This is a genomic window from Oxalobacteraceae bacterium OTU3CAMAD1 (assembly GCA_024123915.1).
Classification (GTDB): Bacteria; Pseudomonadota; Gammaproteobacteria; order Burkholderiales; family Burkholderiaceae_D; genus Rugamonas.
On sequence record CP099650.1, the window covers coordinates 5,693,973 to 5,719,659 of the forward strand.

Annotated in this window: 24 protein-coding genes; 10 read left to right on the forward strand and 14 right to left on the reverse strand. The window is 64.4% G+C overall.

Annotated features, from left to right (window positions below; genetic code table 11):
- The first annotated feature begins 292 nt into the window (after nucleotides 1-292).
- Nucleotides 293-1,072, forward strand: coding sequence for a carbonic anhydrase family protein (locus NHH88_24245; protein USX12772.1), 780 nt, complete (start codon nucleotides 293-295; stop codon nucleotides 1,070-1,072).
- A 39-nt stretch (nucleotides 1,073-1,111) separates the two neighbouring features.
- Here the strand turns inward: NHH88_24245 and secD are convergent, their stop codons facing one another.
- Nucleotides 1,112-2,959, reverse strand: coding sequence for a protein translocase subunit SecD (gene secD, locus NHH88_24250; GenBank protein ID USX12773.1), 1,848 nt, complete (start codon nucleotides 2,957-2,959; stop codon nucleotides 1,112-1,114).
- A 152-nt stretch (nucleotides 2,960-3,111) separates the two neighbouring features.
- Here secD and NHH88_24255 point away from each other — a divergent pair, with 152 nt between their 5' ends.
- Complete coding sequence (locus NHH88_24255) at nucleotides 3,112-4,263, forward strand: aminotransferase class I/II-fold pyridoxal phosphate-dependent enzyme (GenBank protein ID USX12774.1); 1,152 nt, start codon at nucleotides 3,112-3,114, stop codon at nucleotides 4,261-4,263.
- Nucleotides 4,264-4,286: 23 nt separating this feature from the next.
- Here the strand turns inward: NHH88_24255 and NHH88_24260 are convergent, their stop codons facing one another.
- Nucleotides 4,287-4,502, reverse strand: coding sequence for a hypothetical protein (locus NHH88_24260; GenBank protein ID USX12775.1), 216 nt, complete (start codon nucleotides 4,500-4,502; stop codon nucleotides 4,287-4,289).
- Nucleotides 4,503-4,675: 173 nt separating this feature from the next.
- On the opposite strand from NHH88_24260, the gene NHH88_24265 reads away from it, so the two are divergent.
- Nucleotides 4,676-5,080: a GFA family protein gene (locus tag NHH88_24265; protein USX12776.1), complete on the forward strand. Its 405-nt coding sequence runs from the start codon at nucleotides 4,676-4,678 to the stop codon at nucleotides 5,078-5,080.
- On the opposite strand, the gene NHH88_24270 is transcribed toward NHH88_24265, so the two are convergent.
- Together NHH88_24270 and NHH88_24275 are read right to left on the reverse strand one after the other, a co-directional pair.
- A complete protein-coding gene (locus tag NHH88_24270; protein USX12777.1) occupies nucleotides 5,077-6,240 on the reverse strand; it encodes an esterase-like activity of phytase family protein in 1,164 nt (387 codons plus the stop codon). The two genes, NHH88_24265 and NHH88_24270, sit on opposite strands and share 4 nt — an antisense overlap.
- Nucleotides 6,240-8,714, reverse strand: a complete 2,475-nt coding sequence (locus NHH88_24275) for a TonB-dependent receptor (protein USX12778.1) — start codon at nucleotides 8,712-8,714, stop codon at nucleotides 6,240-6,242. The genes NHH88_24270 and NHH88_24275 overlap by 1 nt, the downstream gene beginning before the upstream one ends.
- Nucleotides 8,715-9,008: 294 nt before the next feature.
- Between NHH88_24275 and NHH88_24280 the strand changes: the two genes are divergently transcribed.
- Nucleotides 9,009-9,770, forward strand: coding sequence for a GntR family transcriptional regulator (locus NHH88_24280; GenBank protein ID USX12779.1), 762 nt, complete (start codon nucleotides 9,009-9,011; stop codon nucleotides 9,768-9,770).
- 3 nt (nucleotides 9,771-9,773) lie between these two features.
- Here the strand turns inward: NHH88_24280 and NHH88_24285 are convergent, their stop codons facing one another.
- Genes NHH88_24285 through NHH88_24295 form a run of 3 tightly spaced genes read right to left on the reverse strand, consistent with a single transcriptional unit; the run spans nucleotide 9,774 to nucleotide 14,379 of the window.
- Nucleotides 9,774-11,144, reverse strand: a complete 1,371-nt coding sequence (locus NHH88_24285) for an NCS2 family permease (protein USX12780.1) — start codon at nucleotides 11,142-11,144, stop codon at nucleotides 9,774-9,776.
- On the reverse strand, nucleotides 11,137-12,078 hold the full coding sequence (locus NHH88_24290; GenBank protein USX12781.1) for a carbohydrate kinase family protein: 942 nt from the start codon (nucleotides 12,076-12,078) through the stop codon (nucleotides 11,137-11,139). The genes NHH88_24285 and NHH88_24290 overlap by 8 nt, the downstream gene beginning before the upstream one ends.
- 27 nt (nucleotides 12,079-12,105) lie before the next feature.
- Nucleotides 12,106-14,379 carry a TonB-dependent receptor gene (locus NHH88_24295; protein ID USX12782.1) on the reverse strand — a complete coding sequence of 758 codons (2,274 nt, stop codon included), beginning with the start codon at nucleotides 14,377-14,379 and terminating at the stop codon, nucleotides 12,106-12,108.
- A gap of 187 nt (nucleotides 14,380-14,566) precedes the next feature.
- Between NHH88_24295 and NHH88_24300 the strand changes: the two genes are divergently transcribed.
- From NHH88_24300 to NHH88_24310, 3 genes are all read left to right on the forward strand, one after another.
- Entirely contained in the window at nucleotides 14,567-15,244 is a 678-nt protein-coding gene (locus NHH88_24300) for a hypothetical protein (protein ID USX12783.1), read from the forward strand.
- Between the two features lie 126 nt (nucleotides 15,245-15,370).
- The gene (locus tag NHH88_24305; GenBank protein ID USX17416.1) at nucleotides 15,371-16,486 is read left to right on the forward strand and encodes a nucleoside hydrolase; all 1,116 of its coding nucleotides are present in this window, start codon (nucleotides 15,371-15,373) and stop codon (nucleotides 16,484-16,486) included.
- A 90-nt stretch (nucleotides 16,487-16,576) separates the two neighbouring features.
- Nucleotides 16,577-16,885 carry a DUF1272 domain-containing protein gene (locus tag NHH88_24310; GenBank protein ID USX12784.1) on the forward strand — a complete coding sequence of 103 codons (309 nt, stop codon included), beginning with the start codon at nucleotides 16,577-16,579 and terminating at the stop codon, nucleotides 16,883-16,885.
- A 21-nt stretch (nucleotides 16,886-16,906) separates the two neighbouring features.
- On the opposite strand, the gene NHH88_24315 is transcribed toward NHH88_24310, so the two are convergent.
- The 4 genes from NHH88_24315 to NHH88_24330 all read right to left on the reverse strand — a co-directional run bounded on the left by NHH88_24315 (nucleotide 16,907) and on the right by NHH88_24330 (nucleotide 21,174).
- Nucleotides 16,907-18,358, reverse strand: coding sequence for a LuxR C-terminal-related transcriptional regulator (locus NHH88_24315; protein ID USX12785.1), 1,452 nt, complete (start codon nucleotides 18,356-18,358; stop codon nucleotides 16,907-16,909).
- Nucleotides 18,359-18,393: 35 nt separating this feature from the next.
- A complete protein-coding gene (locus NHH88_24320) occupies nucleotides 18,394-20,007 on the reverse strand; it encodes a GMC family oxidoreductase N-terminal domain-containing protein (protein ID USX12786.1) in 1,614 nt (537 codons plus the stop codon).
- 64 nt (nucleotides 20,008-20,071) lie between these two features.
- Nucleotides 20,072-20,851: an SDR family oxidoreductase gene (locus NHH88_24325; protein ID USX12787.1), complete on the reverse strand. Its 780-nt coding sequence runs from the start codon at nucleotides 20,849-20,851 to the stop codon at nucleotides 20,072-20,074.
- Nucleotides 20,848-21,174: a nuclear transport factor 2 family protein gene (locus NHH88_24330; protein USX12788.1), complete on the reverse strand. Its 327-nt coding sequence runs from the start codon at nucleotides 21,172-21,174 to the stop codon at nucleotides 20,848-20,850. The genes NHH88_24325 and NHH88_24330 overlap by 4 nt, the downstream gene beginning before the upstream one ends.
- Nucleotides 21,175-21,277: 103 nt before the next feature.
- Here NHH88_24330 and NHH88_24335 point away from each other — a divergent pair, with 103 nt between their 5' ends.
- Complete coding sequence (locus tag NHH88_24335) at nucleotides 21,278-22,198, forward strand: LysR family transcriptional regulator (protein ID USX12789.1); 921 nt, start codon at nucleotides 21,278-21,280, stop codon at nucleotides 22,196-22,198.
- 10 nt (nucleotides 22,199-22,208) lie between these two features.
- Here the strand turns inward: NHH88_24335 and NHH88_24340 are convergent, their stop codons facing one another.
- Nucleotides 22,209-22,988 (reverse strand): alpha/beta hydrolase, encoded by a 780-nt coding sequence (locus NHH88_24340; GenBank protein ID USX12790.1) that lies wholly within the window; start codon nucleotides 22,986-22,988, stop codon nucleotides 22,209-22,211.
- Between the two features lie 128 nt (nucleotides 22,989-23,116).
- Nucleotides 23,117-23,488 (reverse strand): MerR family transcriptional regulator, encoded by a 372-nt coding sequence (locus NHH88_24345; protein ID USX12791.1) that lies wholly within the window; start codon nucleotides 23,486-23,488, stop codon nucleotides 23,117-23,119.
- 85 nt (nucleotides 23,489-23,573) lie between these two features.
- Between NHH88_24345 and NHH88_24350 the strand changes: the two genes are divergently transcribed.
- Nucleotides 23,574-24,020, forward strand: coding sequence for a hypothetical protein (locus NHH88_24350; GenBank protein USX12792.1), 447 nt, complete (start codon nucleotides 23,574-23,576; stop codon nucleotides 24,018-24,020).
- Between the two features lie 78 nt (nucleotides 24,021-24,098).
- Nucleotides 24,099-24,971, forward strand: a complete 873-nt coding sequence (locus NHH88_24355; protein USX12793.1) for an AraC family transcriptional regulator — start codon at nucleotides 24,099-24,101, stop codon at nucleotides 24,969-24,971.
- Between the two features lie 31 nt (nucleotides 24,972-25,002).
- On the opposite strand, the gene NHH88_24360 is transcribed toward NHH88_24355, so the two are convergent.
- Complete coding sequence (locus NHH88_24360; GenBank protein USX12794.1) at nucleotides 25,003-25,641, reverse strand: hydrolase; 639 nt, start codon at nucleotides 25,639-25,641, stop codon at nucleotides 25,003-25,005.
- Between the last annotated feature and the right edge of the window lie 46 nt (nucleotides 25,642-25,687).

The window sequence follows — 25,687 nt, forward strand, 5'->3', positions numbered from 1 at the left end:
CCAGCGCATACACTCCCACCGCGCCAGCCACGCCCAAACCCCACCGCTTCCATCGTATCGTCATCGCCCGCAAAACTGCTTCCCGTGATTTATGTTCAACAAGTAACAGTATAGCAAGGGCAAGGCTTTCTTACTGGACATCAAAATCATTCCCAAAAACAACATAATTATATTTCTTAGTGTTTCCGCCGTGCTCAAATGTATGACTAGTTGTAAATTTAATGTCTAATGGAAATTAAAGTTGCTATCATCTTAGCGCCTTGCCCCCGTCGTTAAATCCGTTGGAGACCTTATGAAAACCGCAATCCGCGCCACCTTGCGCACCACCGCTGTCGGTGGCTTCCTCGCCCTGCTCTCGATCGCCGGCCACTGCGCCGAACCGCAAGCGCACCCGCACTGGTCGTACAGCGGTCACACCGGTCCGAGCAAGTGGAGCGAAATCGACAGCAAATTCACCTCCTGCTCGCAAGGCAAGGTGCAGTCCCCGATCGACATCCATACCGCCGACGCCAAGCATGCCGCGCTGTCCGAGCTCAAGTTCGAGTACCAGGCCAGCCCGCTCAAATTGATCGACAACGGACACACGATCCAGGTCAACTACGCACCGGGCAGCTTCATGACGGTCGACGGCAAGCGCTACGAGCTGCTGCAATTCCACTTCCACAAGCCGAGCGAGGAACGCATCGACGGCAAGCGCTACGCGCTGGTCGCCCACCTGGTGCACAAAAACGCCGAGGGCGAACTGGCCGTCGTCGGCGTGCTGATGGAGCCGGGCGCCAAGCGCCCGATGATCAAGACCATCTTCGACAACCTGCCGCTGCAAAAGGAGAAGGAAGTGGAAGTGCCCGGCGTGAGCATCAACATCGCCACCCTGCTGCCGGAGAACCACGCCCACTACACCTTCAACGGCTCGCTGACGACGCCGCCATGCAGCGAAGGCGTGAAGTGGTTCGTGATGAAGACCCCAGTGCCGGTCTCGTCCCAGCAGATCGCCCAGTTCGGCCATGTCTACAAGATGAACGCCCGTCCCGTGCAGGCGTCCAATGGCCGCGTGGTGGAAGTCAACGACTAAAAAGTCAGCGTTCCGCCGGCGCGGCACCCAGCACCACGGCTAGCCGCGCCACACCGTGCCGATCGAGATCGACTTGAGTTTCTTCCTGCCGCCGTACCAGAGATTGACCACGCCGCGCGAGATAAAGACGGCCGAGAACATCGACGTCAATATTCCCAGGCAGTGCACCACGGCGAAGCCGCGTATCGGGCCGGAGCCGAATATCCACAAGGCCGCCCCGACAATCAACGTGGTGATGTTGGAATCGAGAATGGTCGCCCAGGCGCGGTCGAAGCCGACGGCGATCGCCTTTTGCGGCGGGGCGCCGCCGCGCAGCTCCTCGCGGATGCGCTCGTTGATCAACACGTTGGCGTCGATCGCCATGCCCAGCGCCAGCGCGATGGCGGCCATCCCCGGCAACGTCAAGGTCGCCTGCATGCGCGACAGCAGCGCCACCAGCAGCAGCACATTGCAGGCCAGCGCCAGCACGCTGAACACCCCGAACAGCATGTAGTAAGCGATCATGAACACGGCGATCGCGGCAAAGCCGTACAAGGTCGAGTTGAAACCCTTCTCGATATTCTCGGCGCCCAGCTGCGGTCCGACGGTGCGCTCTTCGATCACCTCCATCGGCGCATACAGCGCGCCGGCGCGCAGCAGCAGCGCCAGCTCGGCGGCGTTCTCGGCGCTGCCCACGCCGGTGGTGCGGAAATGGCTGCTCAACTCGCTCGTCAACGTCGCCACCGAGATCACTTCCGGCTTGCCCTTGTCCAGCAGCACGATGGCCATATGCTTGCCCACGCGTCCGCTGGTGGCGTCGCGCATCTTGCGTCCGCCCTCGCTGCTCAAATCGATGAACACGGCCGGCTGCTGATTCTCGTCCAGGCCGGCGGTGGCGCTGGTGATGTAGTCGCCGGTCAGCACCACGTCCTTGTAGAGCACGGCGGGCGCGTCGCGCCCCGCCGTGTACAGCCGCGAATTCAACGGAATCGCCGCCGACAGCTCGGTGCCGCGCGTCACGCTCTCGTCGACCATATGCACTTCCAGCGTGGCCGTGCGCCCGATCACCGCGCGCGCCCGCGCCACGTCCTGCACGCCGGGCAATTGCACCACGATGCGGTCGGCGCCCTGCTGGTGAATGATGGGCTCGGCCACGCCCAGCTGGTTGACGCGCTTGGACAAGGTCGCGATATTCTGCTTGATGCCTTCCTGGATGGCCAGCTTGAGCGCTTCCGGCTTGAGCGAGACCACGGTCTTAAGCTCGGCGCCCTCGCTTTTGTCGGCAAAGACCAGATCGGGGTTTTGGCTGGACAGCACGTCCCTGGCCTTGCGCCGCGCGGCCTCGTCGCGAAACTTGATTTCCACGCTGTCGCCGACGCGCTCGATGCCGAGATGGCGCACGTTCTGATCGCGCAGCTGGCCGCGCGCCGCCGCCTGGATGCCTTGCACCTTGTTGGCCAGCGCCGCCCTGGTGTCGACCTGCATCAGGAAGTGCACGCCGCCGCGCAGATCGAGGCCCAGGTACATCGGCAATGCGTGCAGGGAACGCATCCATTGCGGCGTGTCGGCCTGCAGGTTTAGCGCCACCAGATAGGCGGGGTCTGCCGGGTCAACATTCAGCCCGCGCTCCAGCACGGCCTTGGCGCGGAACTGCGTGTCCGTGTCGGCAAAGCGCGCCAACACCGAGGAATAACTGCCATCGTAGACGATGCCGCGCGTGGGGATCTTCGCCTGTTCCAGCACCTCGGCCACGCGCCCCACCATGGCGCCGTCCAGGCGCGCGCTCACCTTCCCGCTGGTCACCTGCAGCGCCGGCGACTCGCCGAAATAATTCGGCGCCGTGTACAGCGCGCCCAGCAAAATCGCGATGACGATCACCAGGTACTTCCACAGCGGATAACGATTCATCTTAAGGTCTTTTTAAGAATTTGACCGACCTCATCTTTGGCTATCCGAAACAAATTACAAGCCTGGCATTGAATTATTTTTAACACGCCGCCATCGCCGTGGTTTCCCGGTTTTGCCTTACACTATGCGACCTCCCTGACCATCGGACATCCATGCAAGCGCAACTCGACCCGTTCCACGCCGTCGGCATCAGCCGCCTCGCCCACGCATTGAAGGCGGAAGGCCGCTCCATCATCCACATGGAATTCGGCCAGCCGTCGACCGGCGCGCCAAAGGCGGCCATCGCCAAAGCCCACCAGGTGCTTGAGGCCGACAACATGGGATATTGGGAAAGCACGCCGCTGAAGGAACGCCTGGCGCGCTTCTACGACGAGCGCTACGGCATCAAGGTCGACGCCAGCCGCTTTGTCATGACCTGCGGCGCCTCGCCGGCGCTGGTGCTGGCGTTGAACTCGCTGTTCTCGCCGGGCGACCGCATCGCGCTGGCGCGCCCGGGCTACGTCGCCTACCGCAACACGCTCAAGGCATTGCACATGGAGCCGGTGGAGATTGCCTGCGGCGCCGAGGTGCGCTACCAGCTCACCGCGGCCGCGCTCGAAGCGATCGAGCCGGCGCCGGCCGGCGTGATCATCGCCAGCCCCGCCAATCCGACCGGCACCATCATCGCCGCAGACGAGCTGGAGGCCATCGCCAAAGTCTGCCGGGCGCGCGGCATCCGCATCATCTCGGATGAAATCTATCACGGCCTGAGCTACGTCGAACCGGCGCAAACCATCCTCGCCTACGCACCGGACGCGCTGGTGGTCAGCAGCTTCTCCAAATACTTCAGCATGGCCGGCTGGCGGCTCGGCTGGCTGCTGGTGCCGGCCGAACACATCGACCGCACTTGGACCTATTGCGGCAACATGTTCCTGACGGCGCCGTCGCTGAGCCAGCACGCGGCGCTGGCCGCCTTCGACGCGCTCGACGAGCTTGAAGGCCACCTGACGGTGTACACGGAGAACCGCCGCCTGCTGCTGGACGCGCTGCCGGGGCTGGGCCTGAACGCCATCGCCCCGCCGGACGGCGCCTTCTACATCTATGCCAGCATCGCCCACCTGACCGACGACAGCCTGGACCTTTGCAAGCGCCTGCTCAACGACACGGGCGTGGCGACGGCGCCGGGCATCGATTTCGATCCGGTCGAAGGCAAGCGTTTCATCCGCTTCAGCTTTGCGGTGTCGACGCCGGAAATCGCCGAGGCGATCCGCCGCATGCAGCCATGGTTCGCCGCCCAGGCGGGCGCGGTGGTGGCCGGGCAGTGATTCGGGCGGTGGGGCTGTAGCGGCTAGGCTTCGGGCATTCCGCGCAGGAATTCGATATCGGATACGGCACGCGACCATGCCGCGTCCGGATCGAGTCCGGGCGTGTTGTGGATATCGAGTTGAATGTCTTTCAGCACTCTGCCGTCCAGGGATATCCTGTAGCGCAGCGCCGTGTATTCGACGTCATAGGTGTTTTTCAACCCTTGCTGACGGGTGTAGGTGTCGTGGGAAGCGGGCATGATGTCCTCCTTACGAAAGTGAGGAAAAGCATAGCACGAAGCGATTCGGCATGTACTTGCCGCATGGTAAGCGAACCAGCCTCAGCTGTTGATGGGCGCTGGGAAAGGTGGCGAGGCGACTTGCGCGTTTAGGGTATCGTAAAGCTCCGCACTGAATACGATCAGGAGGCCCTATGCTGACCGGACAATGTTTTTGCGGCGCCATCCGTTACGAAGCCGCCGAGCACATCCGCAATCAAACGCTATGCCATTGCACCATCTGCCGGCGGACCACCGGCGCCCCGGCGGTGGCGTGGTTCACGGTGGCGACCGGCGACTTCCGCTTCACGGCCGGCGAGCCTGCCAAATTCCGCTCGTCGTCGCACGCCACGCGCACGTTCTGCCCGCACTGCGGCACGCAGCTCACGTTCGCCGACGACGATAGTCCGGACGAGATCGACGTCACCACGAGCAGCTTGGACACGCCGGAAAAGGCGCTGCCGCAGACTGAGATCTTCGTGGCCGATGCGCTGCATTGGCCCGGTGATCTACCGAGCTATCAGGAAAGCAGAACGATGCGTGCGCCTAACGCGAGCTAGAAACCTCTGCCGGGCAGCGCCTCAAAGGCCAGCAACTGTGTCACTTCGTCGGCGCTGAAATTATCGTCGGAGATCAGCACCAGGCTGCGGTTACCGTTGGCTAGCACTGGCCCCCAGCTCATGCCCTCCAGGTTGTCGACCTTGTCCAATCCTGCGCGATTGAAGTCCATCAGCAGGTGCTTTTTGAGCGGCACGTAGGTGGCGCCATCCAACGACGGAAAAGCCGCGATGTCCGTGGCGCCCTGCAGGTCGACCAGATACAAGCGAACGAAAAAAGCGAAGCGTCCCGCCGCATCCTGCACGCCCGAACGCTCCAGCGCCAGCAGATGACGGCTGTCGACCACCAGCATCTCGGACACGCCGTTGTCGCCCAAGCGCCCCGGAGCCGGACGTCCTTGCACGCGATCGACCGGATAGGCGTATTGCGCCAGCACCTCGCCGTTGCGGTCGAACCGCGTAAAGCGGCTCACCGCGCCGCGCTCCGGACTTGCCAGCGCGCCGTCCTGGTACAGCGGCGCCTCCATGCCCGCCCACAGCGACCGGCCGTCCGGCGCGAACGCCAGCGCCTCGAAACTGAGATTGCCGCGTGGTCCGGCCGTTCTGTCACGCCTGGACTTGAACATATCCGGCAATGGCAGTGTCGAACGGTAGGCGCCCTCTCCGTCTGCCTGCTTGACGAACGGCCCCGTGGCCAAAGCGTCGCTGCCTTCGCTCGCATACCAGATGCCGTCACCCTGCGGATCGAAGCGGATCGCTTCGATGTCGGCCACCTCGCCGCCACGCGTCGCGGCTTCCTTCAATGCCGGATAGGCGCCGCCGTCGGCTTGCCGGAACGTATGCACCGACTCCAGCTTGACCGTCCTGAATCCACGCGCGTCGTAATCAAGCCGCGCCGTGTAAAAACGCGCGGGCCCCAGCTCGGAGCGGTCGTCGCTGGCCGTGATCCAGGTGCCGGTGCGGGCGTCATAGTCGATGCTCGACAGACCACCCACCAGCGTACCCTGGAAGACCTGACGGTGCGGTATGCGTTGTTCGCCGATAAAGCGCAGCCCCGCCACCGGATTCGCACCCGCCGGCTTGCGCGCAGCACACCCGCCGAGCAAAACGCCGGCGCATACCGCAGCGACAAAGGCATCTGCCAACACGGCCGATTTAGACATCAGAAGCGAACCCGCATCGATGCGTACAAGGTGCGCGGGCTGCCCAGGAAATAACGCCCCGTGGTAAGTGGATTGGAGCTCGACAGCTCGGAGCCGACACCGCCCAGGTAGTGGCGATCGAACAGGTTGTCGACGTTGAGCGCGAACTCGGTGCGGCTGCCGTAGCCAAACAGGCTGCCACGCGGCTTGTATGTTAAGTTCAGGCCGACCAGTGTGTATGCCGGCATGTACTGGCGCGGATAAACGGCAGGCCCGCCGGCGATGACGGTGTTGTTCACCGTGCCGTAGGTGCCCGCTGCCTCGCCCACATAATGTGCGTTAGCCGTCAGACGCCATTCCGGTGTCGGCTTCCAGGTCGCTTCGGCGAAGGCGCTGCGGCGCGGCGCGCCAAGCACCGGGTCACCCGACTTGATGCCCTCGGCCGGCGTGTCGCTCGAATAGTGGGCGTCGTTATACGAGGCGTTGGCATACAACTCGTAGGCGGTTCCCATCGCGCGCAAAGTCAGCTCCAAGCCTTCGGAACTGATCCCGCCCTGATTGGCGAACGTGGTGGTGGCGTCGCGCGAGAAGATGTCGCCGTTCGGATTGCCGTTCTGGATCGAGATGCGATCGCGGTAGGCGATCTTGTAGGCGGTCAGCGCGGCGCCGTAACCATTGTCGCTGGTCCAGCGCACGCCGACATCCTTATTGACCGAAGTTTCCGGCTTGATGCCATTTTTGGAATCCACGGCCGCCGTTCCCTCGAACACGCTGTCGGGTATCGCGCTGAAGTTCTTCGAGCCGCTGACGAAGACTTCCCAGTCGTCGTTCACGCGATACAACGCGGCCAGCTTCGGCAGCAGTTTCGAACTCACCTTCAGCGATCGCGTCCCGCTGAACTCCACCGGCGACGAGTAGTCCTCCTTGAAGCGCTGATAAGTGGCGCCAAGGTCCAGCAGCAGCCGGTCGTCGAGCAGGCTGACCTTGTCCTGCGCGTAGACCATGGCGGTGTCCGACGAATAGTGGCGGTCCTGGGTGATCGAATACAGCGCGCTTTCCTCGAAGGCGCCGCTGACCTTCGGATCGGTGACGGCGAACCAGTTGCGGTCCTTCTCACGCTTGGTGCGCTCGATCCAGCCACCGATGCGGATGCGCTGGTGCTCGCCCAAGGTGTCCGAGACTTCCGCCAACGTTCCCTTGCGGTCGATGGCGTTGTCGCTGCGGCGCGTGCTGGCTTCGCGCGCGCCCCACTGGCTGACGGGGTTCATCGCGTACCGGGCGGCCGCCGGGCAACCGGCCGACGACAGCGCCGCGCTGCTGGAGCCGGCCGGAATCGCCACCGCGCCGACCGGGATCAAGGCGCCGTTGGCGTCGCGCCGGTATTGGTTCTGGTAGCACTCCTGGACCGTGGCTGTCGGCCTGGCGCCCGCCGCGACGGCGCTGTACACCTGGCCATTGGCCGGCAACTGCACATAAGGCACATAGAACCAGCCGTTGCCCTCCTGCTTGTGCCAGTAAGGCTTGACGCTCAACTTGCCACTCTGGCCGAAGCGTTGGGTCCAGTCGACATGCGCCAGGATATCCTCGCTGTTGATGCCGCGCGTGCCGCGATAATTCTGGTCGATGGCGGGATTGCCGGTCCAGTGGTCGGTCAGGCCGTCGGTGGTCGGATTGCCGTAGAACGTGGCCTTGTAGAACCTGGACGACTCGGCCAGCAGCGCCACTGCGTCATAGTCGTTGTCGCTGAATTTATTGTAGCTGACGGTGCCGCGCAGGCTGGAGCCGCCGCCCAGGTCCTGCAGCACGCGCAGGTCGGCGTGGCGGCGGCTGTTGCGGCCCGATTCGTCGCCCGGCCAGGTGCGCACGTATTCGTGCGAGTAGTCCAGGTAGGCGCTGGTGCCGGCCGCCGATTTGCCGGTGTCGACGCGCACGAAACCGCGCCGGTAGCCGAAGCTGCCGGTCGCCAGTTCGATCTCGCCACCGCGCTCCTTGGACGGATCGCGCGTTTTGAAGTCGATGTAGCCGCCCAGTGCCTGATTCGACGGCGTGCCAAGGTCGCCGGCCGTCTGCGAGGCGTCGACGCGTATCAGGTTGGCCGGGTCCAGCAAACGGTTGGGCATCGTGCCGCCGTTCGACAAGGTCGAGCCGTTAGGGATGCCGTCGATGGAGATGCCGATCTGCTCCTTGTTAAAGCCGCGCATCGACAGGCGCATCGAGAAGCTGCCCGTCAGCGCGTCGCTGGAGCTGACCTGCATGCCCGGTACCCGCGCCAATAACTTCAGCGGATCGAGACCGGCCGGCTGCTCGGCGATCACGGCCAGGTCGATCACGCTATTGGCGCGCGCCTCGCCCTTGCCCAGCGCCTGGCCGGTGACCTGCACCACCGTCGGCGCCACCTCCCCCGCCGCCTCCGTGGCCGGCTGCTGCGCGTGCGCCCCCCCCAACTGCATCACCGCCGCCGATCCGGCAGCGAACATCCCTAGTCGTGCATACATCGAATTCCCCTAATTGTGGTTTCAGCGCCGTATGACAACGGCGAATTTATCGTGTCGGACCACCTGTCCCCGGCGGTCTCATTTAATTTAAGATAATGTTATAGTGGTTCGTACCACTTTGCAATGCAAATGCCGCGTATTGCCAGTCTTATCAAAGTTATGTTGCAAAAGGTTCGTACCAATGTAACGGAACTGTCATAATCCAGACGGTTCTTTACACGCTTTCACCGGGCCGCAAACCATTTGGTTACAATACGCTTCCATCCATCATTCACTCGACAGCAGGTACATTGAATGCGATCACGAACCACCGACACTCCCGCAGCCACCACCAAGACCGCACCGCTGTACCAGCAGTTGGCGGAAACCTTGAAGCAGCTGATGGAGTCGGGGAAAATCGGTGCCCGCGAGCCGATGCCGGCCGAGCGTGATCTGGCGATCACCTACCAGGTCAGCCGCGACACCGTTCGCAAGGCGATTCGCCTGCTCGAGGAACAGGGCCTGCTCTATAGCGACCATGGGCGTGGTACCTTCGCCGCACCGGAGTCGGTGCGCCAGATGTCGCGCTTCCTGGACAGCTTCACCGACGACACCGTCAAACGCGGTGGCGTGCCCGGTCAAACCATCCTGGCGATGGAAACGGTGGCGGCCAATATGGCCGTGGCCAGCCTGCTGCACATGCAGCCGGACGAACCGCTGCTGCGCATCAAACGCGTGCGCCTGATGGACGGCAAACCAATCGGGCTGCAGGAATCGTTTTTGCGGTTGCCGGCCGGCGCAACGCTGGAGCAAAAGGAGCTGGAACAAGTCGGCTCGCTGTACCGCATCCTGATCGACAAGTTCGGCATCAAGCCATCGGAAAGCCTGGAGAGCGTGGGCGCGGTGGCCGCCCACGCGGAAGACGCGGCGCTGCTCGGCGTGCAGGCCGGCACCCCGCTGCTGCTGTGCGAGCGCGTGATGCTGTCCGACCGGCGCGAACCGGTCGAATACTGCGAGATGAAGTACGTGCCGCCCTACCGCTACAAAACCCGCATCAGCAAGGGCAGCGCGTCCTGACGCTCAGACGATGGCGCCGCGCAGCACCAGGTACAGCACGAACACCGCGTCGAGCCCCAGCACCATGGCGCCGGGCCAGCGGCCTCGCGCGGCCAGCATCAGCGTGTAAACGAAGCAGCCCAGCGCCAGCGCAACCATCAGGTCCGCGCAGCAGGCGGTGACCAGCAACATCAGCAACGGCGGCAGGTAATTCTCCGGCGTGCTGGTATCGAGGTCGCGCAGGCCGTCGAGCATGCACAGTCCCACCATCACCAGCACCGGCGCCGTGGCGCAGGCTGGAACGGCCGTCAGCAAAGGACCGAAAAACAGCGCCAATCCAAATAGCCCGGCCACCACCACGCCGCTCAAACCGGTGCGCGCGCCCGCCTCCACCCCGGCCACCGATTCGACAAAAGCGGTGACGGTGGAAGTGCCGGCGGCCGCGCCGATCACACTGCCCAAGGCGTCGGATGCGAAGGCCGCCCGCGCGCTCGGCAAATCGCCGTTAGGCTTCAACAACCCCGCGCTGCGGATCACGCCGAACATGGTGGCGGTGCCGGAGAAGAATTCGATCAGCAGGAAGTACAGCGTCACCGGCAGCAGCAACATGAAGTGCGAGAAAAAACCACGGAAGTCGAGCGCGAACAGCAGTTCCCCTGTGAAGGTCGGCACGCCAAACCAGTGATCCGGCAGCCGGGTGAGCGGCCGCCCTTCCGTATCGGCGACGAACAAGCCGACCGCGCTCACCACCAGCATCGTCAACAAAAACGCGCCCGGCACGCGCCGCACCAGCAGCATGGCGGTGAACAGGATGCCGCCCAGCGTGAGCCACGCCGCGCCGTCGTGCAGGCGCGAGAAGGCCACCAGCGAGCCGGCGTCACCCACCATCAGGCCGCCGCTGCGCAGCCCGAGCCAGGCGATGAACACGCCGATCGAGCATTGCATCCCGATTTTGACCGGCTCCGGAAAGGCGGCCACAATGCGCGCCCGCCATTTGGTGAGCGACAGCACCAGGAACACCAGCGCGTTGAGCAGCACCATCGCCAGGCCGGTTTGCCAAGGCACGCCCATTTGCGCGACCACCACCTGGGCGAACACGATGTTGGTGCCCATGCCCGGCGCCAGCGCGATCGGCAGGTTGGCCCACAAGGCCATCACCAGCGTGGCCGCCACGGCCGAGACGATGGTGGCCAAAAACAGGCCGTTGCGGTCCATGCCGGCGGCGGCCAGGATCAACGGATTGACGACCACGATGTAACTCATCGCGGCGAAGGTGGTGCAGCCGGCGATCGCCTCGCGCGCCGGCGTGGTGCCGCGCGCGCTTAGTTGGAAGAAGCGGTCGGCCCGCGCGCCGAGGTTCATCGCGCGTCCTTCGGTGGTGGTCGGGCTATGCATGATCGAGCAGCGCCTGGATCTGCGCGCGCGTCGGCAGCGCCGAACGAGCGCCGGTGGCGGTGACGGCGATGCTGCCGGCCGCGCAGGCGTATCGCAACGCGCTCGCCGGTGCCTGCCCTTCCAGCAGCGCGGCGAGGAAGGCGCCGTTGAAGCTGTCGCCGGCGCCGGTGGCGTCGACCACGCGGGCGGGGAAAGCCTGCTGCGCGATGGCTAGCTCCGGATCGCGCGCCGACAGCATGGCGCCGCGCGCGCCGCAGGTCACCACCAGCATGCACGGTCCATGCGACAGCAGGCCGGCCATGCCGGCGGCATCCGGCTCGGCGCCGACGACGGTGCGGTAGGTGCTGTCGTTCATGAACACCAGGTCGGCCATGGACAGCAAACGATGCAGTTCATCGAGGCCGGCCACCATCGCCGCCTCGATATCGATCGCCAGCGGCACGCCCGCCTCGCGCGCCAGCTGGTGCAGTCGCTCGAACTCGGGCAGGTTGTAGGGCATCGCGTACAACAGGCGGCACTGGGCCAGCGCCGCCGCGAAAGTCTCCTCGTGCAGGGTCGGCCCCGGCATCGGCGAGTACACCAGCGCCTTCTCGCCGCTGGCCTCGATGATGATCAAAGCCGTCGGCGACGTCGCCCCGGGCACCACCCGCACATGATCGAGCGCGACGCCGAAGCGTTCGTACTCGCGGCTCAGGAACGCGCCCTCGGCATCGCCGGCGATGCGGCCGTAGGCCAAGGTCGGCCGGCCCAGCAGGTTGGCCGCGCAAGCCACGTTGGCGACCGTGCCGCCGGCGAACGGCGGCAGGCGCCGCCCCAGCACCTTCTGGTCGGCCGCGGGCGCCCGTTCGACCGTGAACAGCAGATCGATATTGGGGTCGCCGAAGGCCAGCAGGTCGAAACGGCGGCCGTCTGGAAAACTGAAAAGATCGCGCATGCACATATTCCTGAAAGACCGTTCCGCTCAAAAGCGCCGGCTGAACTGCGCGCCGAAGATACGCGGGTTGGAATCGTTGACAAAGCCGGTCAGATTATTGAAGTCGATACCACCCACCAGTTGCACCCGGTTGGTGATATTACGGCCGAACAGCGCCACCTCGTTGCGGTCATTGTCCCATTTGTACCCGAGCCGCAATCCCCCTGTCAACAAAGGCTTGCCGGTGAATTCGGCGGAACGATACAAGGTGAAGTTGACGGCGCTGCGATACACCCAGTCGGTGTAGACGTAGAATTCGCCGTTGGCCACCGGGTAGGTGTATTTCAGCGACGTGTTGGCGCTCCAGCGCGGGGCCTGCGGCAGCGGATTGCCGTCGATCAGAACCAGGGTGGAACCGCCCTTGACGACCGTGGGATTGAGCACCGTGCAGGCGGCGCACGCGCCCACCGTCAGGCCTGGGTCCTTGATCCTGGTGTGGTTGTAGCTGCCGCCGAAACTCCACAGCAGGTTCTCGCCCAGGTAGGCGTCCAGGTCCAGTTCCGCGCCACGGCCGGCGCTGCGGTCGGCGTTGAGCAGGATCGCCGAGTTGGAGGTACCGCCGACGGCCGTCAGTTGCAGGTCCTTGACCGTGTAGCTATAGACGTCGAAGCTCAGACGCGCCTTGCGCTGGAAAAGGTCCGTCTTGAAGCCCACCTCATAGGACGTGATGGTTTCCGGCCGCGCAACCGACATCGGATTGAACGTGGCCGCCGGCTGGATGGTCGCACCCCGGAAACCGGTGGCGACGCGCGCGTACAGGTTGGCCGCCTCGGTGAGCTTGTACACGCCGCTCATATCCCAGTTGACCTTGGATACGCCGGTACTGGTGGCCAGTCCGGTCGAGGCGTCGATGTCGGAACCCCCACCGGGTTTGTTGTTCGGCTCCGTGGCCAGATCCTTGTTGTCGCGCGTATAGCGCACGCCGGCGCGCAGGTTGACGCGCGGCGTGACGTCGTAGTTGGCCGACCCGAAGATGGCGTAGGCGTCGTTCTTCTGGTGCGAGCGGATGTCCGACGTGAGCGCACCCCCGCCCAGCGTATCGTAGCTGTAGCTGTCGATCTGGTAACGCTCATCGAAGTAGAACAAACCGGCCTGCCATTTGAGCGCCTGCCCGGCATCGGACTCCAGGCGCAGCTCTTGGGTGAACTGGTGATGGCCCTTGGTGCCGTCGGCCGATTCGACCACGAACGGAATGAAGCCCGGACCGGACGGCGGCGCATAGACCGCGCCGTAACCGCCGTCGATGTCGCCGCGACTGAATACGCGAACCGTTTCGTAACCGGTCACCGAATGCAGGGTGACGCCGCCCAGGCGCCACTTCAGGCGCAGATTGCCGCCGTAATTCTTCAGGTACTGGCCGTTCTGCCCATCGGTGGCGACGCTGCCGACGTCGAAGCCCGGCACCAGCGCGTCGCTGCCCTTCTGGATGATATTGGCGCGGAACAGCGACGCGCTGCCGTTCATCGTGCGCTGGTGCAGATTGGCCAGCGCCTCGAAGCCGCCGCTCGGCTTATACAACAACTGGGCGCGGACGGCGGTGTCGTTGTAGCCGCCATACTGGTCGGACGTGCCCTGTCGCGAATTGCCGATCCAGTCGTCGCGGTGCTGGCCGAGCAGCGACACCCGGGCCGCCCAGTCGCCACCCAAGGGCAGATTGAGCGCACCCTCGACGCTGGAGGTGTTGTGGGTGGCGCCGGACAAGGTGAGATAACCACCCGGCGTTTGCGACGGCCGCACGGAATCGAATTTGACCACGCCTGCCGGCGTGTTGCGGCCGAACAGGGAACCTTGCGGCCCGCGCAGCACCTCGATGCGCTCAAGATCGAAAGCCGGGAAGCCCTTCAGCACCGCACTCTCCTGCACCACGTCGTCGTAGATCAGGGAGACCGGCTGCGACGCGTTCTGGTGAAAATCGACGTTGCCATAGCCGCGCAGATAAAAGCGCGGGAACCCACGGCCGAACGAGGATTCCACTTGGAGGCTGGGCGCGCGGCCCGCGAGCATCTGCATATCCTGTCCGCCGGAGTTAAGCGCGTTCAGTGTCTCCTCGCCGAGGATGGTCGCCGAGACGGGCACGTTGCGAACATTCTCCGCGCGCCGCTCGGCGCTTACTGTCACGGTCTGCAACTGGCCTGCGGTCGCCGTCGACCGGGTTTGTTCCGTCTTTTGTTCCGCCCCCTGCTCCTGCGCCCGCACGGCGACAGGCACCGCCGCCACGGCCAAGGCCACACCCACCATGGCCGCACCTTCAATTTTCAGCATCCGCATACAAGTTCCTCCCGCGTTGATTCGATTAGCTTTTATGTCCGTAGTAAATTCTATAGTGGTACGGACCTCAAGTTAATTTATTTTTTAATTTTAGATATTTGTTGCGTTTACAGCGAATTAAGGTTGAGTTTCTACGGCATAGATGCAATCATGGTACGTACCACCAAACATCCAAGCCAAAATGACAACCGATTACACACCACCCGCCTACATCACCTTCACCGGCATCGACCGCGCCGATCTTCTACCTGGCATGCTCGCGCTTTCGGAGCGCTACCCCATCGAATGGGGCGTGCTTCTTGACGTCGCGCAGGAGGGATCGCCGCTGTTCCCCTCCTGCGGCGTGCGGCGCGTCTTGCAAAGCGCGCCGCTGCGGCTATCGGCCCACATCTGCGGCGCCGCCGCGCGCAGCATCGTCGAAACCAGCGACGCCGCGATCGACCTGGCGGGGTTTTCCAGGGTTCAGATCAACCATGGGCGCGCGGGCAGCAGTGACGGAGAGATTCGCAACAGCGCCATCTTCGGCGCACGGCAAGGCGTGCGGGCCGCGTTGCAATGCCAGGGCGACTTCCCGTCGGACACGCGAGTGGACTGGCTGTACGACGTCTCGTTCGGGACCGGGGTGCGGCCGACCACCTGGCCGGCGGTGAAGGTGGGCCTGCCGTTCTGCGGGTATTCGGGAGGACTTGGGCCGGACACGGTTCGGGACACTCTGCTAAAGTTCCAGATCGCGGCGGGCGCCAGCTACTGGATAGACATGGAATCCGGCGTGCGTACGGAAAACCGCTTCGACCTGGCAAAATGCGAAGCCGTATGCCGCATCGTGTTTGACAACGTAGGGCGGATTAGCGCAGCGTAATCGGCCATGCATGCGCATCGACGGCTCATACATGGCCGATTACGGCGTTCCGCCTAATCCGCCCTACGTGATTCCCGATTTCTCAACCGCAGACTGGAGAGCATATTGCGGCGAACAATTATCATCATGGCCTGCGCGTTTGCGCTGATCGGCACGCAGAACGCCGTGGCAACGACGACCATCCCCAAGATCATCATCGACAGCGACTTCGGCACCCTCAACGACGACGGCCAACTACTTGCCATCGCCGCCCAACTCCAGGCGCGCGGCCGCATCGAGGTACTCGGCCTCACGGTCGTCTCGGGGAACAAATGGCTGCGCCAGGAAGTGGGCGACGCGCTCAAAGCCGTCGAACGCCTGGGCATCGAAAAGCAGGTCGGTGTCTACGCCGGCGCCAACCTCGCGCTGTCGCACGACCTTGCCACCATCCGCGAAGAACAGCGGCTGCACCCGGGCGGCGACGGCTACCTGGGCGCTTGGAACTGGCCCGAACCCAAGTCCGACACCGATATCAAGGCGCCACCCGACGGTTCCGCGCAACACACCAAGGTACGCGACCAACAGGCCGCCGACTTCATCGCCGACAGTGTCCGGCGCCATCCGCGACAGGTCACGATACTGGCCATCGGCCCGCTGACCAATATCGCGCTAGCCGTGCGGCGCCACCCCGACATCGTGCCACTGATCGGCCGGATCATCTACATGGGCGGCGCCTTCGACGTCGCCGGCAACACCACGCCGACGGCGGAATTTAACTGGTGGTTCGATCCGGAGGCCGCGCGCGAAGTCTTGGGGCTGCCGCTGCGGCACGTCATATTCCCGCTCGACGTCACCAACACCGTGAAGATCGACAAGCAGGTCTACGACCGCATCGTCTACGGGACGGCCAGGGACGGCATCATCGCCAAATTATTCAAGCAGCTCAACGGCTATGGCTACGACGGAAAAAACGGCTTCGAAACCAATCCCGCCTATCGCACCGACGTCTGGGACACGCTCACCCTCGCCTACATGGTCGATCCGAGCTACGTGACGCGCTCCGCGCAGCGCTGGGTCGATGTCGACACCACGGTCGGCGCCAACAACGGCCGCTCGATCGGCTACACGACGGCGCGGCCGGGACTTCAACCGGCGACGGTGATACAACGCTTCGACAACCGGCGCTTCTTCGACTTTTATGTGGACGGGCTGACAGCACCGGTTCCGGTGACCACCGAAGCGGCAGCGGACAAAGCCAACTGAGAGGCAAAATAATTTGGCCGCCCCTTTGGCGACTCGTCGTGCTGTTGTTGCTATACTTGCAATCAGCACAGCCAACCAAAGGAAAGCCCCATGCTTCAACTCAGACCGACCTGTGAACACTGCGACAAATCCCTGCCGCCGCATGCTTTGGATGCCCGCATCTGCAGCTACGAGTGCACCTTTTGCGCCGACTGCGTCGAAAACGTCGTGTCGAACGTCTGCCCCAACTGCGGCGGCGGTTTCACGCCAAGGCCGGTCAGGCCGTCGAAGAACTGGAAGAATAACAATTACCTCGGCAACGATCCGGCCAGGACCGAGATCAAGCACAAGCCGGTGGACGCCGCGACGCACGCCGCCTTCGCCGCTGAAATAAAAGCCATACCGCCCGAGGCGAGGTAACGCCGGACGCGCCGCCGTTGATCACTCCGCGGGGATCAAGCCGAGGGTCAGCCCTTTCAGCGTGGCGGCGGTCCGGGTTGAACATTCGAGTTTGCGGAAGATGCTCTCGACATGGGTGCCCACCGTCGAGGGGCTGATCTGCAGCTCGCGCGCCACCTCCTTGTTGCTCTCTCCAAGACTGAGCCGGCGCAGCACCGCGATCTCCCGCTCCGACAGCAGCTTCCTGCGCGGCCCTGAAGGTTCGACCGGCTCGACGCAAGTGCCGTCGGCGGCCGCGATCACGAAGTTCACGGCCTGCATGTCGAATCGCCCGGCCGCCGCATCCGCCGACAGGATACGCGCCGCCTCCTGCGACGCGCACGCAGCGCGCCAGGGACGCGGCATGCACAACGCGGCATACGCCCCGGCTGCCGCCAGTATCCGTTGTGGCATGTTGAGCGACTCGGCATCGAGGTCGCGGTAGTAGCCGCTCCCGTCGAGCCGCTCGTAGATGTGGGACGCCAGCACCGCCTCCGCCCGCACCGAGGGAATCTGCACCCCGGCGCGCGCCGTCCAGTACGGCACCAGACGCACCTTTTCCCAGTCCGCCATCCCGAGCTTGCCGGCGCGCTGCCAGACGATGTTGGGCACCGCCGCGCGGCCGATGCCGTGGATGAGCGCCGCGCGGCCCAGACAACGCTGCTGTGCGGGCGGCAGGCCCGCCAACGCCGCCGCGCGTTCCGCAAGGTCGGCGACGCGGCGCGAATAGCCCAGCAGCCACGGTAATTTCAGCTCGATCGTATCGGCTACGATCGTCAGCGGAACCCGCTCGGCAAGGGCCGGGATCTCGGTAGGACAGACCGGCGCCTCGGCCGCCTCAAGCCAGTCCTCGGCATGCGCCGCCAGCAAACGCACCAGGTCCGCCGGATACTTTTTGTCGGCGCGCGTGGCGATCAACCGTAACGCCTCGTCCACGCCCCGGGCACGCGTCAGGAGGTCAAGATCCCCCGCCAGATTGGCGTGGTACACCATGCGTGGAATCTGCGGTGCGCACAAGCGGTCGGGTATGCCGCCGCCATCGTAGTGCTCCCAGAAGCGCCGCAGTCCGGTCTCGACCTCCTCCGGCAAACCCATCACCTGTGCGATCGCGCCCGACACCTCGCAATGGATGCGGGCCAGCGGCGCCACACTGGTAAAGCTCATCCGCTTTTCCGGCGGGAGGGTTTCCAGCAGCATCGCGTCGCGTCCGGCGACGTCGTCGCCCAGCAGCGAGGAAAAGCCGCTGGCGTTCGCCGTGCATCCGGACCAGCGCAGCAAGGTCACCAGCCGCACGTGGCCGCACGCCCCCGGCTCGGCGCCGTCCGCCAGCGCCAGCCGCTCGGCCAGACGGGCCGCGCGTATCGATTGATCGGTGGGCTGGCCCATGCTCAGGTCGCCGACCATGGCCAGCAGTTGGACGGCTTGCTCGACGGTGACAGTGTGGTCTAGTTGCATTTTTGTACTGTAGTGGAAAACCCTATCCAAGGCAATCAGATGCCGTGCTTGGCCTTGATGACTTCGGCCGCCCGCTCGCCGATGACGACACAGGGCGCCATCGTGTTGCCCGTGGTGATGTGCGGCATGATCGAGGCGTCGGCGATGCGCAGATTGCCGACGCCGTAGACCTGCAAATTTCCGTTCACCACCGACATCGCATCGCGTCCCATCTTGGCGGTACACGACTGGTGCCAATAGGTGACCGCGCCGTTGCGGATGTAGGCTTGCATTTCTTCGCGGCCCAGCTTGCCCGGCATGCTCTCTCCCTTGACGAGCTGTGCAAACGCGCTGGCGTTGCCCAGCTCGCGGCACATCTGGACGCTGGCGACGGCCGCCTTCATGTCGTCCGGATCGGACAGAGTGTTGGCGCGGATGATCATCGCATCGTGCGCATTCGGTCCCGACAGCAGCAGCTCGCCACGGCTCTTCGGATGGGCCAGGCCGGCGAACATGGTCCAGCCATGGGCGGGTACGCCGCGCGCCGCGTTCTCCGCGCTCGGCACGGGAAACTCGACCTGGCAATGCAGCATGTCGGGCGCGTCGAGCTTGGCATCGCTCTTCCAGTACAGCGTCGCTTCGGAACCGCCATTGCCCACCTGCTGCGGCTGCGCATACTCCCAAATGCAGCCGAAGGATACGTGGTCCTGATGGTTCTGGCCGACACCAGGCAGGTGCTGGCGCACGGCGATGCCGTGGCGTTTCAGTTCATGTTCAGGGCCGATGCCGGATTGCATCAATACCTTGGGTGTGTTGACCGCGCCCAGGGACAGGATCACTTCCCGCGTGGCGCCGAACAAGCGCTTGTGGCCATCGACGATGACCTCGACACCGGTCACCTCGCTGCCCTCGAACGTGAGCCGCGACACCAGCGCGCCGGTGAGCACCGTCAGGTTGGGCTGCGCCATCTTCTGGTACGTGTACGAGCGGAAGACGGAGAGCCGCTTGCCGTCACGGATACGCAGATCGTTGATCGCGGCGCCGCCGTCGCCTTCCATCATCGCGCCGTTGGGGCTGTCGAAGGTAGGAATGCCGAGCGAGCGCGCCGCCTCTAGCATCAGCGTTGCCGCTGGCTGGGGTTGGTGGGCGGGCGCGACGTAGACCGGACCGCCCTGCCCGCGCCGCTCAGGATCGGCCGGACCGTGCCAGTCCTCGATGCGGCGGTAGATCTTCAGTACCGATTCGTAGTTCCAGGCGTCGTCGCCGGCCTCGGCGGCGAAGTGGTTCCAGTCGCTGCGGTGCCCGCGCGCCCACAGCATGACATTGATGCTCGAGCCGCCGCCCAGCACTTTGCCCATGTTCATCGGAATCGACCGTCCGTTGAGGTGCGCGTTCGGCTCCGCCATGAAGCCCCAGTCGCGCTCCGAACCCAGGTTGAGCGGCCATTGCGCCGGATCGATGACGCTGTCGACTTCGTCGCTGCCGCCTGCCTCCAGCAACAGCACGTTGACCGCGGGATTCTCGGCCAGCCGCGCGGCGACGACCGAGCCCGACGAGCCCGCACCGCAGACAATAAAGTCGTAGTGGGTTTTGAGCGCAGCGTTGAGCGTGGATTGGTTGCGGAGCACCGCTAGTGCGAAATCGACTTCGGTGGATGCAGAACTGTTCATGGTGGAATTCAATGGTTAAGTGAAAGATGCCGCCCTAACCGAGCGACGGCGCGTGTAAAAGCTACTAGACCGTCGGCGTCGTTCCGCCGTCGATGACGAATTCGGCGCCATGGACCGACGCTGCCAGCGGCGACAGAAGGAACGCGATCAACTCCGCGACCTCGTGCGGCCTGCCGGGGCGGCCGATGGGTATGCCACCCAGCGACGACATGAGCTCCTCCCTCGCCTGGTCCTCTGTGCCTTGCCTGTGCGCCGCCATGCGCGTGATCAGGGCTTGCGCGGCGGTGGTTTCAATGAAGCCGGGCGAGACGCTGTTGACGCGGATTCCGCGCTGGCCGAATTCGTTGGCCAGCGATTTGCTGTAGTTGGCAAGGGCGGCCTTGGCGGCGGCGTACGCCACGGTCGATTCGAACAACGGCAGCCGCCGCTGGATCGACGTGATGTGGACGATGGCGCCGGCGCGCCGTTCCAGCATGGCCGGAAGGAAGGCGCGGTCGAGCCGCACGGCCGCCATCAGGTTGACCTGGAGCGCGGCGTCCCACATGTCGTCAGTCAGCGCCAGCGCGCCGCCGCTGGGCGCCGACGAGCCGCCCACATTGTTGACGAGGAAATCGAGGTGGCCGAACTCGCGCTTGACGCTGTCGGCGACGTGAGCAGCACCTTCGGCGCTGGAGACGTCCGCCTCAAGGTAGCGGACCCCGGCCAAAGGCTCCTGCGGCAAGTGGCGCGCCGGGGCGATGACTGTCGCGCCTCCCTCCACCAGTTTGCGGACGATGGCCTCCCCCATCCCCTTGGTGCCGCCGGTAACCAGCGCGTGCTTGCCTTCGAAGAGATAGCGGTTCATGGCTTGATCTCCAGCGACTGGATGCTTCCGGAGCGCAGCAGGAAGTTGAAATTCAGGGTGACGGGGCTGCCTGGAAAGTTGCCCCGGACGATCGCCCGCAGGATGTGACGGCCATCGGATTCCTCCAGGCCGGCCGGTTCGATCGTGGCCCGGTATTTCTCGCCGGTCTCGGCGACCCATGCGGCGATTTCTTCACGGCCGTGGAGGGTGCTGCCCTCGTCATGGACGGTGGCGTCGGCGTGGAAGCACGCGGCGGCGCGCTGGGGCGCCTGCGCGTTGGCGGCCTCGATGTACTCGTTTATGGTTTGCGGCAATTTGTTCATGTCATTCTCCTAAAAGTGTGAAGCCAGTGTATATTCGCGCATCATGAAGAAAAAGGACCCCAATGGACATGCGCTATGAACCAATGGTTCAAAATCGGCCGCAATGAGTTCGCTCGATTTGATTCGGCTCTTCCTCGCGGTGGCGGACGAACGTAGCTTCACGCAGGCGGCCAGGCGGTTGAACATCACACCGACGGCGGTGAGCAAAGGCGTGCGCGCGCTTGAGAAAAAGCACGGCGTGCCGCTGTTCGTCAGGACCACCCGCAGCGTCTCGCTGACCGATGCCGGAACGGGCCTGCTGGCCGCGCTCAAGCCTGCGGTCGGCCAGATCGATGAGGCCTTCGACGAGTTGTCGCGCTTCCAGAGCCGACCGTCGGGCCATTTGCGGCTCACCGCCCCGCGCGCCTTCGGGTTCCTCGTCGCCCGGTTCCTGGTGCCGCGCATGCGCGCCGCCTACCCCGACATCACCTTCGACCTGTCGCTCGACGACGGCCTGGTCGACCTGGTGACGGCGGGCTACGACGCCGGCATCCGGCTCGGGCAGGCGATCGCGCAGGACATGGTGGCCATCAAACTTAGCCGGCCGCTGTCGTGGTCGCTCGTGTCGTCGCCCAGCTACTTCAAGCGATGCGGCACTCCCGAGCGGCCACGAGATCTGCTGGCGCATCAAACGCTGCGCTATCGATTCTCCACCTCCAGCCGCTTGCCGCCGTGGCGCTTGACCGGCGACGACGGCGAACTGCTGCTCGACACCGACGCGGCCCTGACCGCCAACGATACGCAAATGCTTGCCGAGTGGGCACGCCAGGGCATGGGCATCGCCTACCTGCCCGACCTTGAAATCGACGAGGACGTGCGGCGTGGACGACTGGTACGGGTGTTGACGGAATTCGTGCCCGAAACATCGGGACTGTTCCTCTACTTCCCCATGCGCACCCAGAACCAGCCCAAGATGCGCGCGCTGATCGAGCAGGTGTCCCGGCTTGCCGACGAAGGCGCGCTGGATGTCAGCTGCGCGCGCTAGCGGCGACTGCTTACTTGGTCGCCGCGACGGCGTCGAGGATCACCTTCGCCACCTCGGCGGGACGCGACTGCTGTGGCACATGGCTGGCCGCCAGCTCGGTGGTCTTGGCGCCGATCTTCTTGGCCATCGCGTGCTGCAAGCCTGGATCGATCATGCGGTCGCGCGCGCTGACGATGAACCACGACGGTTTGCTGGTCCACGCGGCGGCGGTCACCTTGTCGGCGAAGGCCTTGGCCTGGATCGGGCCCTGGGTCGCGGTCATGACGGCGGCCTGGGCCGGCGTTACATCCTGGGCGAAGTCTTCGCGCATCGCAGCTTCCGGCAAGCTCAGGAAGCCTTCGCCATCGGCGACGAAGCGTTTGGTGCCAGGGGCTGCGGGATAGCCTTCGCCGGTTTCAGCGGTCGACTTGCCGGCGTCGGGCGCGAAGGCGGCGACGTACACCAGGCTGCGCACCTTGTCGTGCTGGCCCGCGTCGGTGATGACCGTACCGCCCCACGAATGGCCCACCAACACGACTTTGCCCGGCTGGGCGGCTATGGCGCGGCGCGTTGCGGCAACGTCGTCGGCCAGCGAGGTGAGCGGGTTCTGGACGGCGGTGACTTTGATCCCTTTGGCCTGCAGCAGCGGGATCACCTTGGCCCAGTCGGAACCGTCGGCGAAGGCGCCGTGCACGATGACGACGGAGGGCTTGGCGCTGGTATCGCCGGCGGCCGCGCTGGCTTGGGTGCCCGTTGCGGCGAAGGCGGTTGCGATGGCGAGCAGGCGCAGCGAGGTTTTGATGGTGGTCATGGCATTCTCCGTCTGGTGTGTTGGATAAGTGAGACCAGTGTAGGGAGAATGTTGGTAAGGCGGTATCGGGTGAATGGCCTATGCCGGGCAATCGCTTTGTGTTTCTATCAAGCGCTGCCAGTTAACGGTTACGTCTGATCACCAGCTTGCAGTGGACATGGCGCCATCTCCTGCCCTAGCCGGCGCGCCAGTTCGCCGCGCAACGACTGCAAACCGTCGATGCGCTGGTCGATATCGGCCAGCTTGCGTTCCAGTGCGACGCGCAGTTGCCCTGCCGACGCGTCGGGCGCGGCCAGCAATGGCAGGTCGGCCTCGATCTCGGCCAGAGTAAAGCCCAGCGACTGCGCCAACCGAAGGTAGCGCAGCAATTCCACCGCCTCGGGTGGATAGTCGCGGTAGCCATTGGGACTGCGCCGCGCGCGCAGCAGGCCGCGCTTCTCGTAAAAGCGCAGGGTGTCGCGGCTCAGGCCGGTGGCGTTTGCTATCTCTCCGATTTGCATCAACTTCCCCTCATCGTCACTTGACCTTTGAGTGTACTCCAGGCTTTAGCATGTCACATCGCTAACGACATACCAGGAGAGCCCAATGCATTTCTCGACAAACACTTTTCGCCGCATCGTGCGCGCCAGCGCCGTCTACGATCTGATCGTGACGGCACCCTTTGTCACGCCGTGGACGTTCAACCTCGCGCATGAGCAGCTCAGCGCGGTCAATCAGGCGTTGGGCGGTGGTGCTCTGCCGGCGTTCGCGCCGTTTCACGTGCTGTTCGCCTGTCTGCTGGGTAGCGTGGTGCTAATTTGGTCGGTGCTGCGCATCACCGATCCTCAGCAACGCTTCGGACGCTACGACGGCGTGGCCCGTTTTCTATTTACCATCTGGATGTTATGGGCGCTGCAAGCGACCGGCCAACCGCTGCTCTGGCTGTTCATTGTGCCGGAGCTGCTTTGGGGCGTAGTCCAGTGGTTGCCGGTGCAGCCGGCACGCTCTAACGTCAGACTTCAGTCGGCCCAGCCCGAGCGGCTGGTAACCTGAACCCCATGCTAGCGCGTATTTGCACTCCTGCCAAAAACGCGCCTACAATTGGTATTCATCCACCTCTTAGTCCTTGTCATGGCAAACCCAAGCGCTCTTCCGGAGAACCTGATCGACGTGACGAGCGTGAGCCGCACCTGGAATGGCACGGATGTCGTCATCACCGAGTTTATCGGCACGGGCCGGGTGCTGCATCAGCTGGCGCACGATGAGCAGTCGCGGCTTGGCATGATGCTGGACGAAGTCGGCGAAGGCCGCGCAGAGCCACGGCTGCGCCGAAATACGCCCTGCCCGATCGACTACAAGCCGCGTCAACTCCACTTCACACCCGCAGGGATGGAACTGTGGGGATACAGCGACGACGTGCGCTATGCCCGTGACATCAACCTGTGCTTCGATATCGGCGCGCTGGGCGAGCGCTGCGCCATCGAGGGACGGCACGACCTCCGGAACACGCCACGGCTGCGGTTCACCGACGATGGAACCGGCGCGCTCATCAACTTGCTTGCCGATGCGGTGCGCGATCCGGATCCGTCCTCGCAGTTGTACGGCGACGCGCTCGTGACCGCGATTGCGATCCGGCTGTTTCGCGGCGACCAGGCGCCCGTCAAGGGTCCGGCCAAACTGTCGCCATTGCAATTGAGCGATGCGTTGGGCTTCCTGGAAACGAACCTTCCCTCCAGGGTGGAGCTGGCGACGCTGGCGAACCTTGCCGGCCTGTCCCAATCCCACTACCACCGGGCCTTCAAGGCCTCCACCGGCCTGGCGCCCTACAAATGGCAGTTGCAGGCGCGCATCGAACGCGCCAAGGCGCTGCTGCTCGACACTTGTGGTTCGCTCGAAGACGTGGCCGAAGCGACCGGCTTCGCGGACGCCGTCCATTTCGGCCGGACCTTTCGCAAGCTGACGGGCGCGACCCCGTCAGCCTGGCGCAGGGATCGCCTCAGCTAGGCGGATGCGCCGCGCAGGTCCGGTGCGGCGTTCAGGCCCGGGCCGATTGCAGCAGTTGCAGTTCCCAAGCCAGCGCGACGCCGCTCGCGCCGCCGTGCTCCAGCACGACGCTAGAGAGCTCGGTGGCCGATTCCACGCGCGCCCAGTCACGCTGCCACTCGGAGATTACCGCCATCCAGGTGATCGGCACGGCGCCGGCCTGCACCATCCGGCGCACCGCCATGTCGTGCGCTTCGGCCGAGACGCCGCCCGACGCGTCGGTCACGATGAAGACGTCGTAGCCTTCGCCCAACGCCTGGATCGCCGGCATCGCCAGGCAGATCTCGGTCCACAGCGCCGCCAGGATGAGCTGTTTGCGGCCGCTCTTTTTCACGAGGTCGGAGACATTGGGGTCTTGCCAGGTGTTGATGAAGGTGCGGTTGATCGGCTTCTGGTCGGGGAACACGTCCTGCAGTCCCTTGATCAGGTTGCCGCCACGGTCTTCGATCACCGTGGTGAGGATGGTGGGGACGCCGAACACCTTCGCGCCCTTGGCCAGGCCGACGACGTTGTTGACGATCATCGTCGGCTCGTGGCTGTGCAGGTTCGCGAATTGGTAAGGCTGGTGGTCGATGAGCACAACGATGCTGTCTTCGGGGCGTAGCAGTGCGGGAAGGCCGGTCTTGGGCATGTGAGACTCCTTGGTGGATGTGGCGTTCGTTCGCCGTTGCGGAAAG

Excerpts from the sequence above, each read along its gene's own strand:
- NHH88_24245 (USX12772.1), top strand. The coding sequence starts at position 293 with ATGAAAACCGCAATCCGCGCCACCTTGCGCACCACCGCTGTCGGTGGC.
- secD (USX12773.1), bottom strand. The coding sequence starts at position 2,959 with ATGAATCGTTATCCGCTGTGGAAGTACCTGGTGATCGTCATCGCGATT.
- NHH88_24255 (USX12774.1), top strand. The coding sequence starts at position 3,112 with ATGCAAGCGCAACTCGACCCGTTCCACGCCGTCGGCATCAGCCGCCTC.
- NHH88_24260 (USX12775.1), bottom strand. The coding sequence starts at position 4,502 with ATGCCCGCTTCCCACGACACCTACACCCGTCAGCAAGGGTTGAAAAAC.
- NHH88_24265 (USX12776.1), top strand. The coding sequence starts at position 4,676 with ATGCTGACCGGACAATGTTTTTGCGGCGCCATCCGTTACGAAGCCGCC.
- NHH88_24270 (USX12777.1), bottom strand. The coding sequence starts at position 6,240 with ATGTCTAAATCGGCCGTGTTGGCAGATGCCTTTGTCGCTGCGGTATGC.
- NHH88_24275 (USX12778.1), bottom strand. The coding sequence starts at position 8,714 with ATGTATGCACGACTAGGGATGTTCGCTGCCGGATCGGCGGCGGTGATG.
- NHH88_24280 (USX12779.1), top strand. The coding sequence starts at position 9,009 with ATGCGATCACGAACCACCGACACTCCCGCAGCCACCACCAAGACCGCA.
- NHH88_24285 (USX12780.1), bottom strand. The coding sequence starts at position 11,144 with ATGCATAGCCCGACCACCACCGAAGGACGCGCGATGAACCTCGGCGCG.
- NHH88_24290 (USX12781.1), bottom strand. The coding sequence starts at position 12,078 with ATGCGCGATCTTTTCAGTTTTCCAGACGGCCGCCGTTTCGACCTGCTG.
- NHH88_24295 (USX12782.1), bottom strand. The coding sequence starts at position 14,379 with ATGCTGAAAATTGAAGGTGCGGCCATGGTGGGTGTGGCCTTGGCCGTG.
- NHH88_24300 (USX12783.1), top strand. The coding sequence starts at position 14,567 with ATGACAACCGATTACACACCACCCGCCTACATCACCTTCACCGGCATC.
- NHH88_24305 (USX17416.1), top strand. The coding sequence starts at position 15,371 with ATGGCCTGCGCGTTTGCGCTGATCGGCACGCAGAACGCCGTGGCAACG.
- NHH88_24310 (USX12784.1), top strand. The coding sequence starts at position 16,577 with ATGCTTCAACTCAGACCGACCTGTGAACACTGCGACAAATCCCTGCCG.
- NHH88_24315 (USX12785.1), bottom strand. The coding sequence starts at position 18,358 with ATGCAACTAGACCACACTGTCACCGTCGAGCAAGCCGTCCAACTGCTG.
- NHH88_24320 (USX12786.1), bottom strand. The coding sequence starts at position 20,007 with ATGAACAGTTCTGCATCCACCGAAGTCGATTTCGCACTAGCGGTGCTC.
- NHH88_24325 (USX12787.1), bottom strand. The coding sequence starts at position 20,851 with ATGAACCGCTATCTCTTCGAAGGCAAGCACGCGCTGGTTACCGGCGGC.
- NHH88_24330 (USX12788.1), bottom strand. The coding sequence starts at position 21,174 with ATGAACAAATTGCCGCAAACCATAAACGAGTACATCGAGGCCGCCAAC.
- NHH88_24335 (USX12789.1), top strand. The coding sequence starts at position 21,278 with ATGAGTTCGCTCGATTTGATTCGGCTCTTCCTCGCGGTGGCGGACGAA.
- NHH88_24340 (USX12790.1), bottom strand. The coding sequence starts at position 22,988 with ATGACCACCATCAAAACCTCGCTGCGCCTGCTCGCCATCGCAACCGCC.
- NHH88_24345 (USX12791.1), bottom strand. The coding sequence starts at position 23,488 with ATGCAAATCGGAGAGATAGCAAACGCCACCGGCCTGAGCCGCGACACC.
- NHH88_24350 (USX12792.1), top strand. The coding sequence starts at position 23,574 with ATGCATTTCTCGACAAACACTTTTCGCCGCATCGTGCGCGCCAGCGCC.
- NHH88_24355 (USX12793.1), top strand. The coding sequence starts at position 24,099 with ATGGCAAACCCAAGCGCTCTTCCGGAGAACCTGATCGACGTGACGAGC.
- NHH88_24360 (USX12794.1), bottom strand. The coding sequence starts at position 25,641 with ATGCCCAAGACCGGCCTTCCCGCACTGCTACGCCCCGAAGACAGCATC.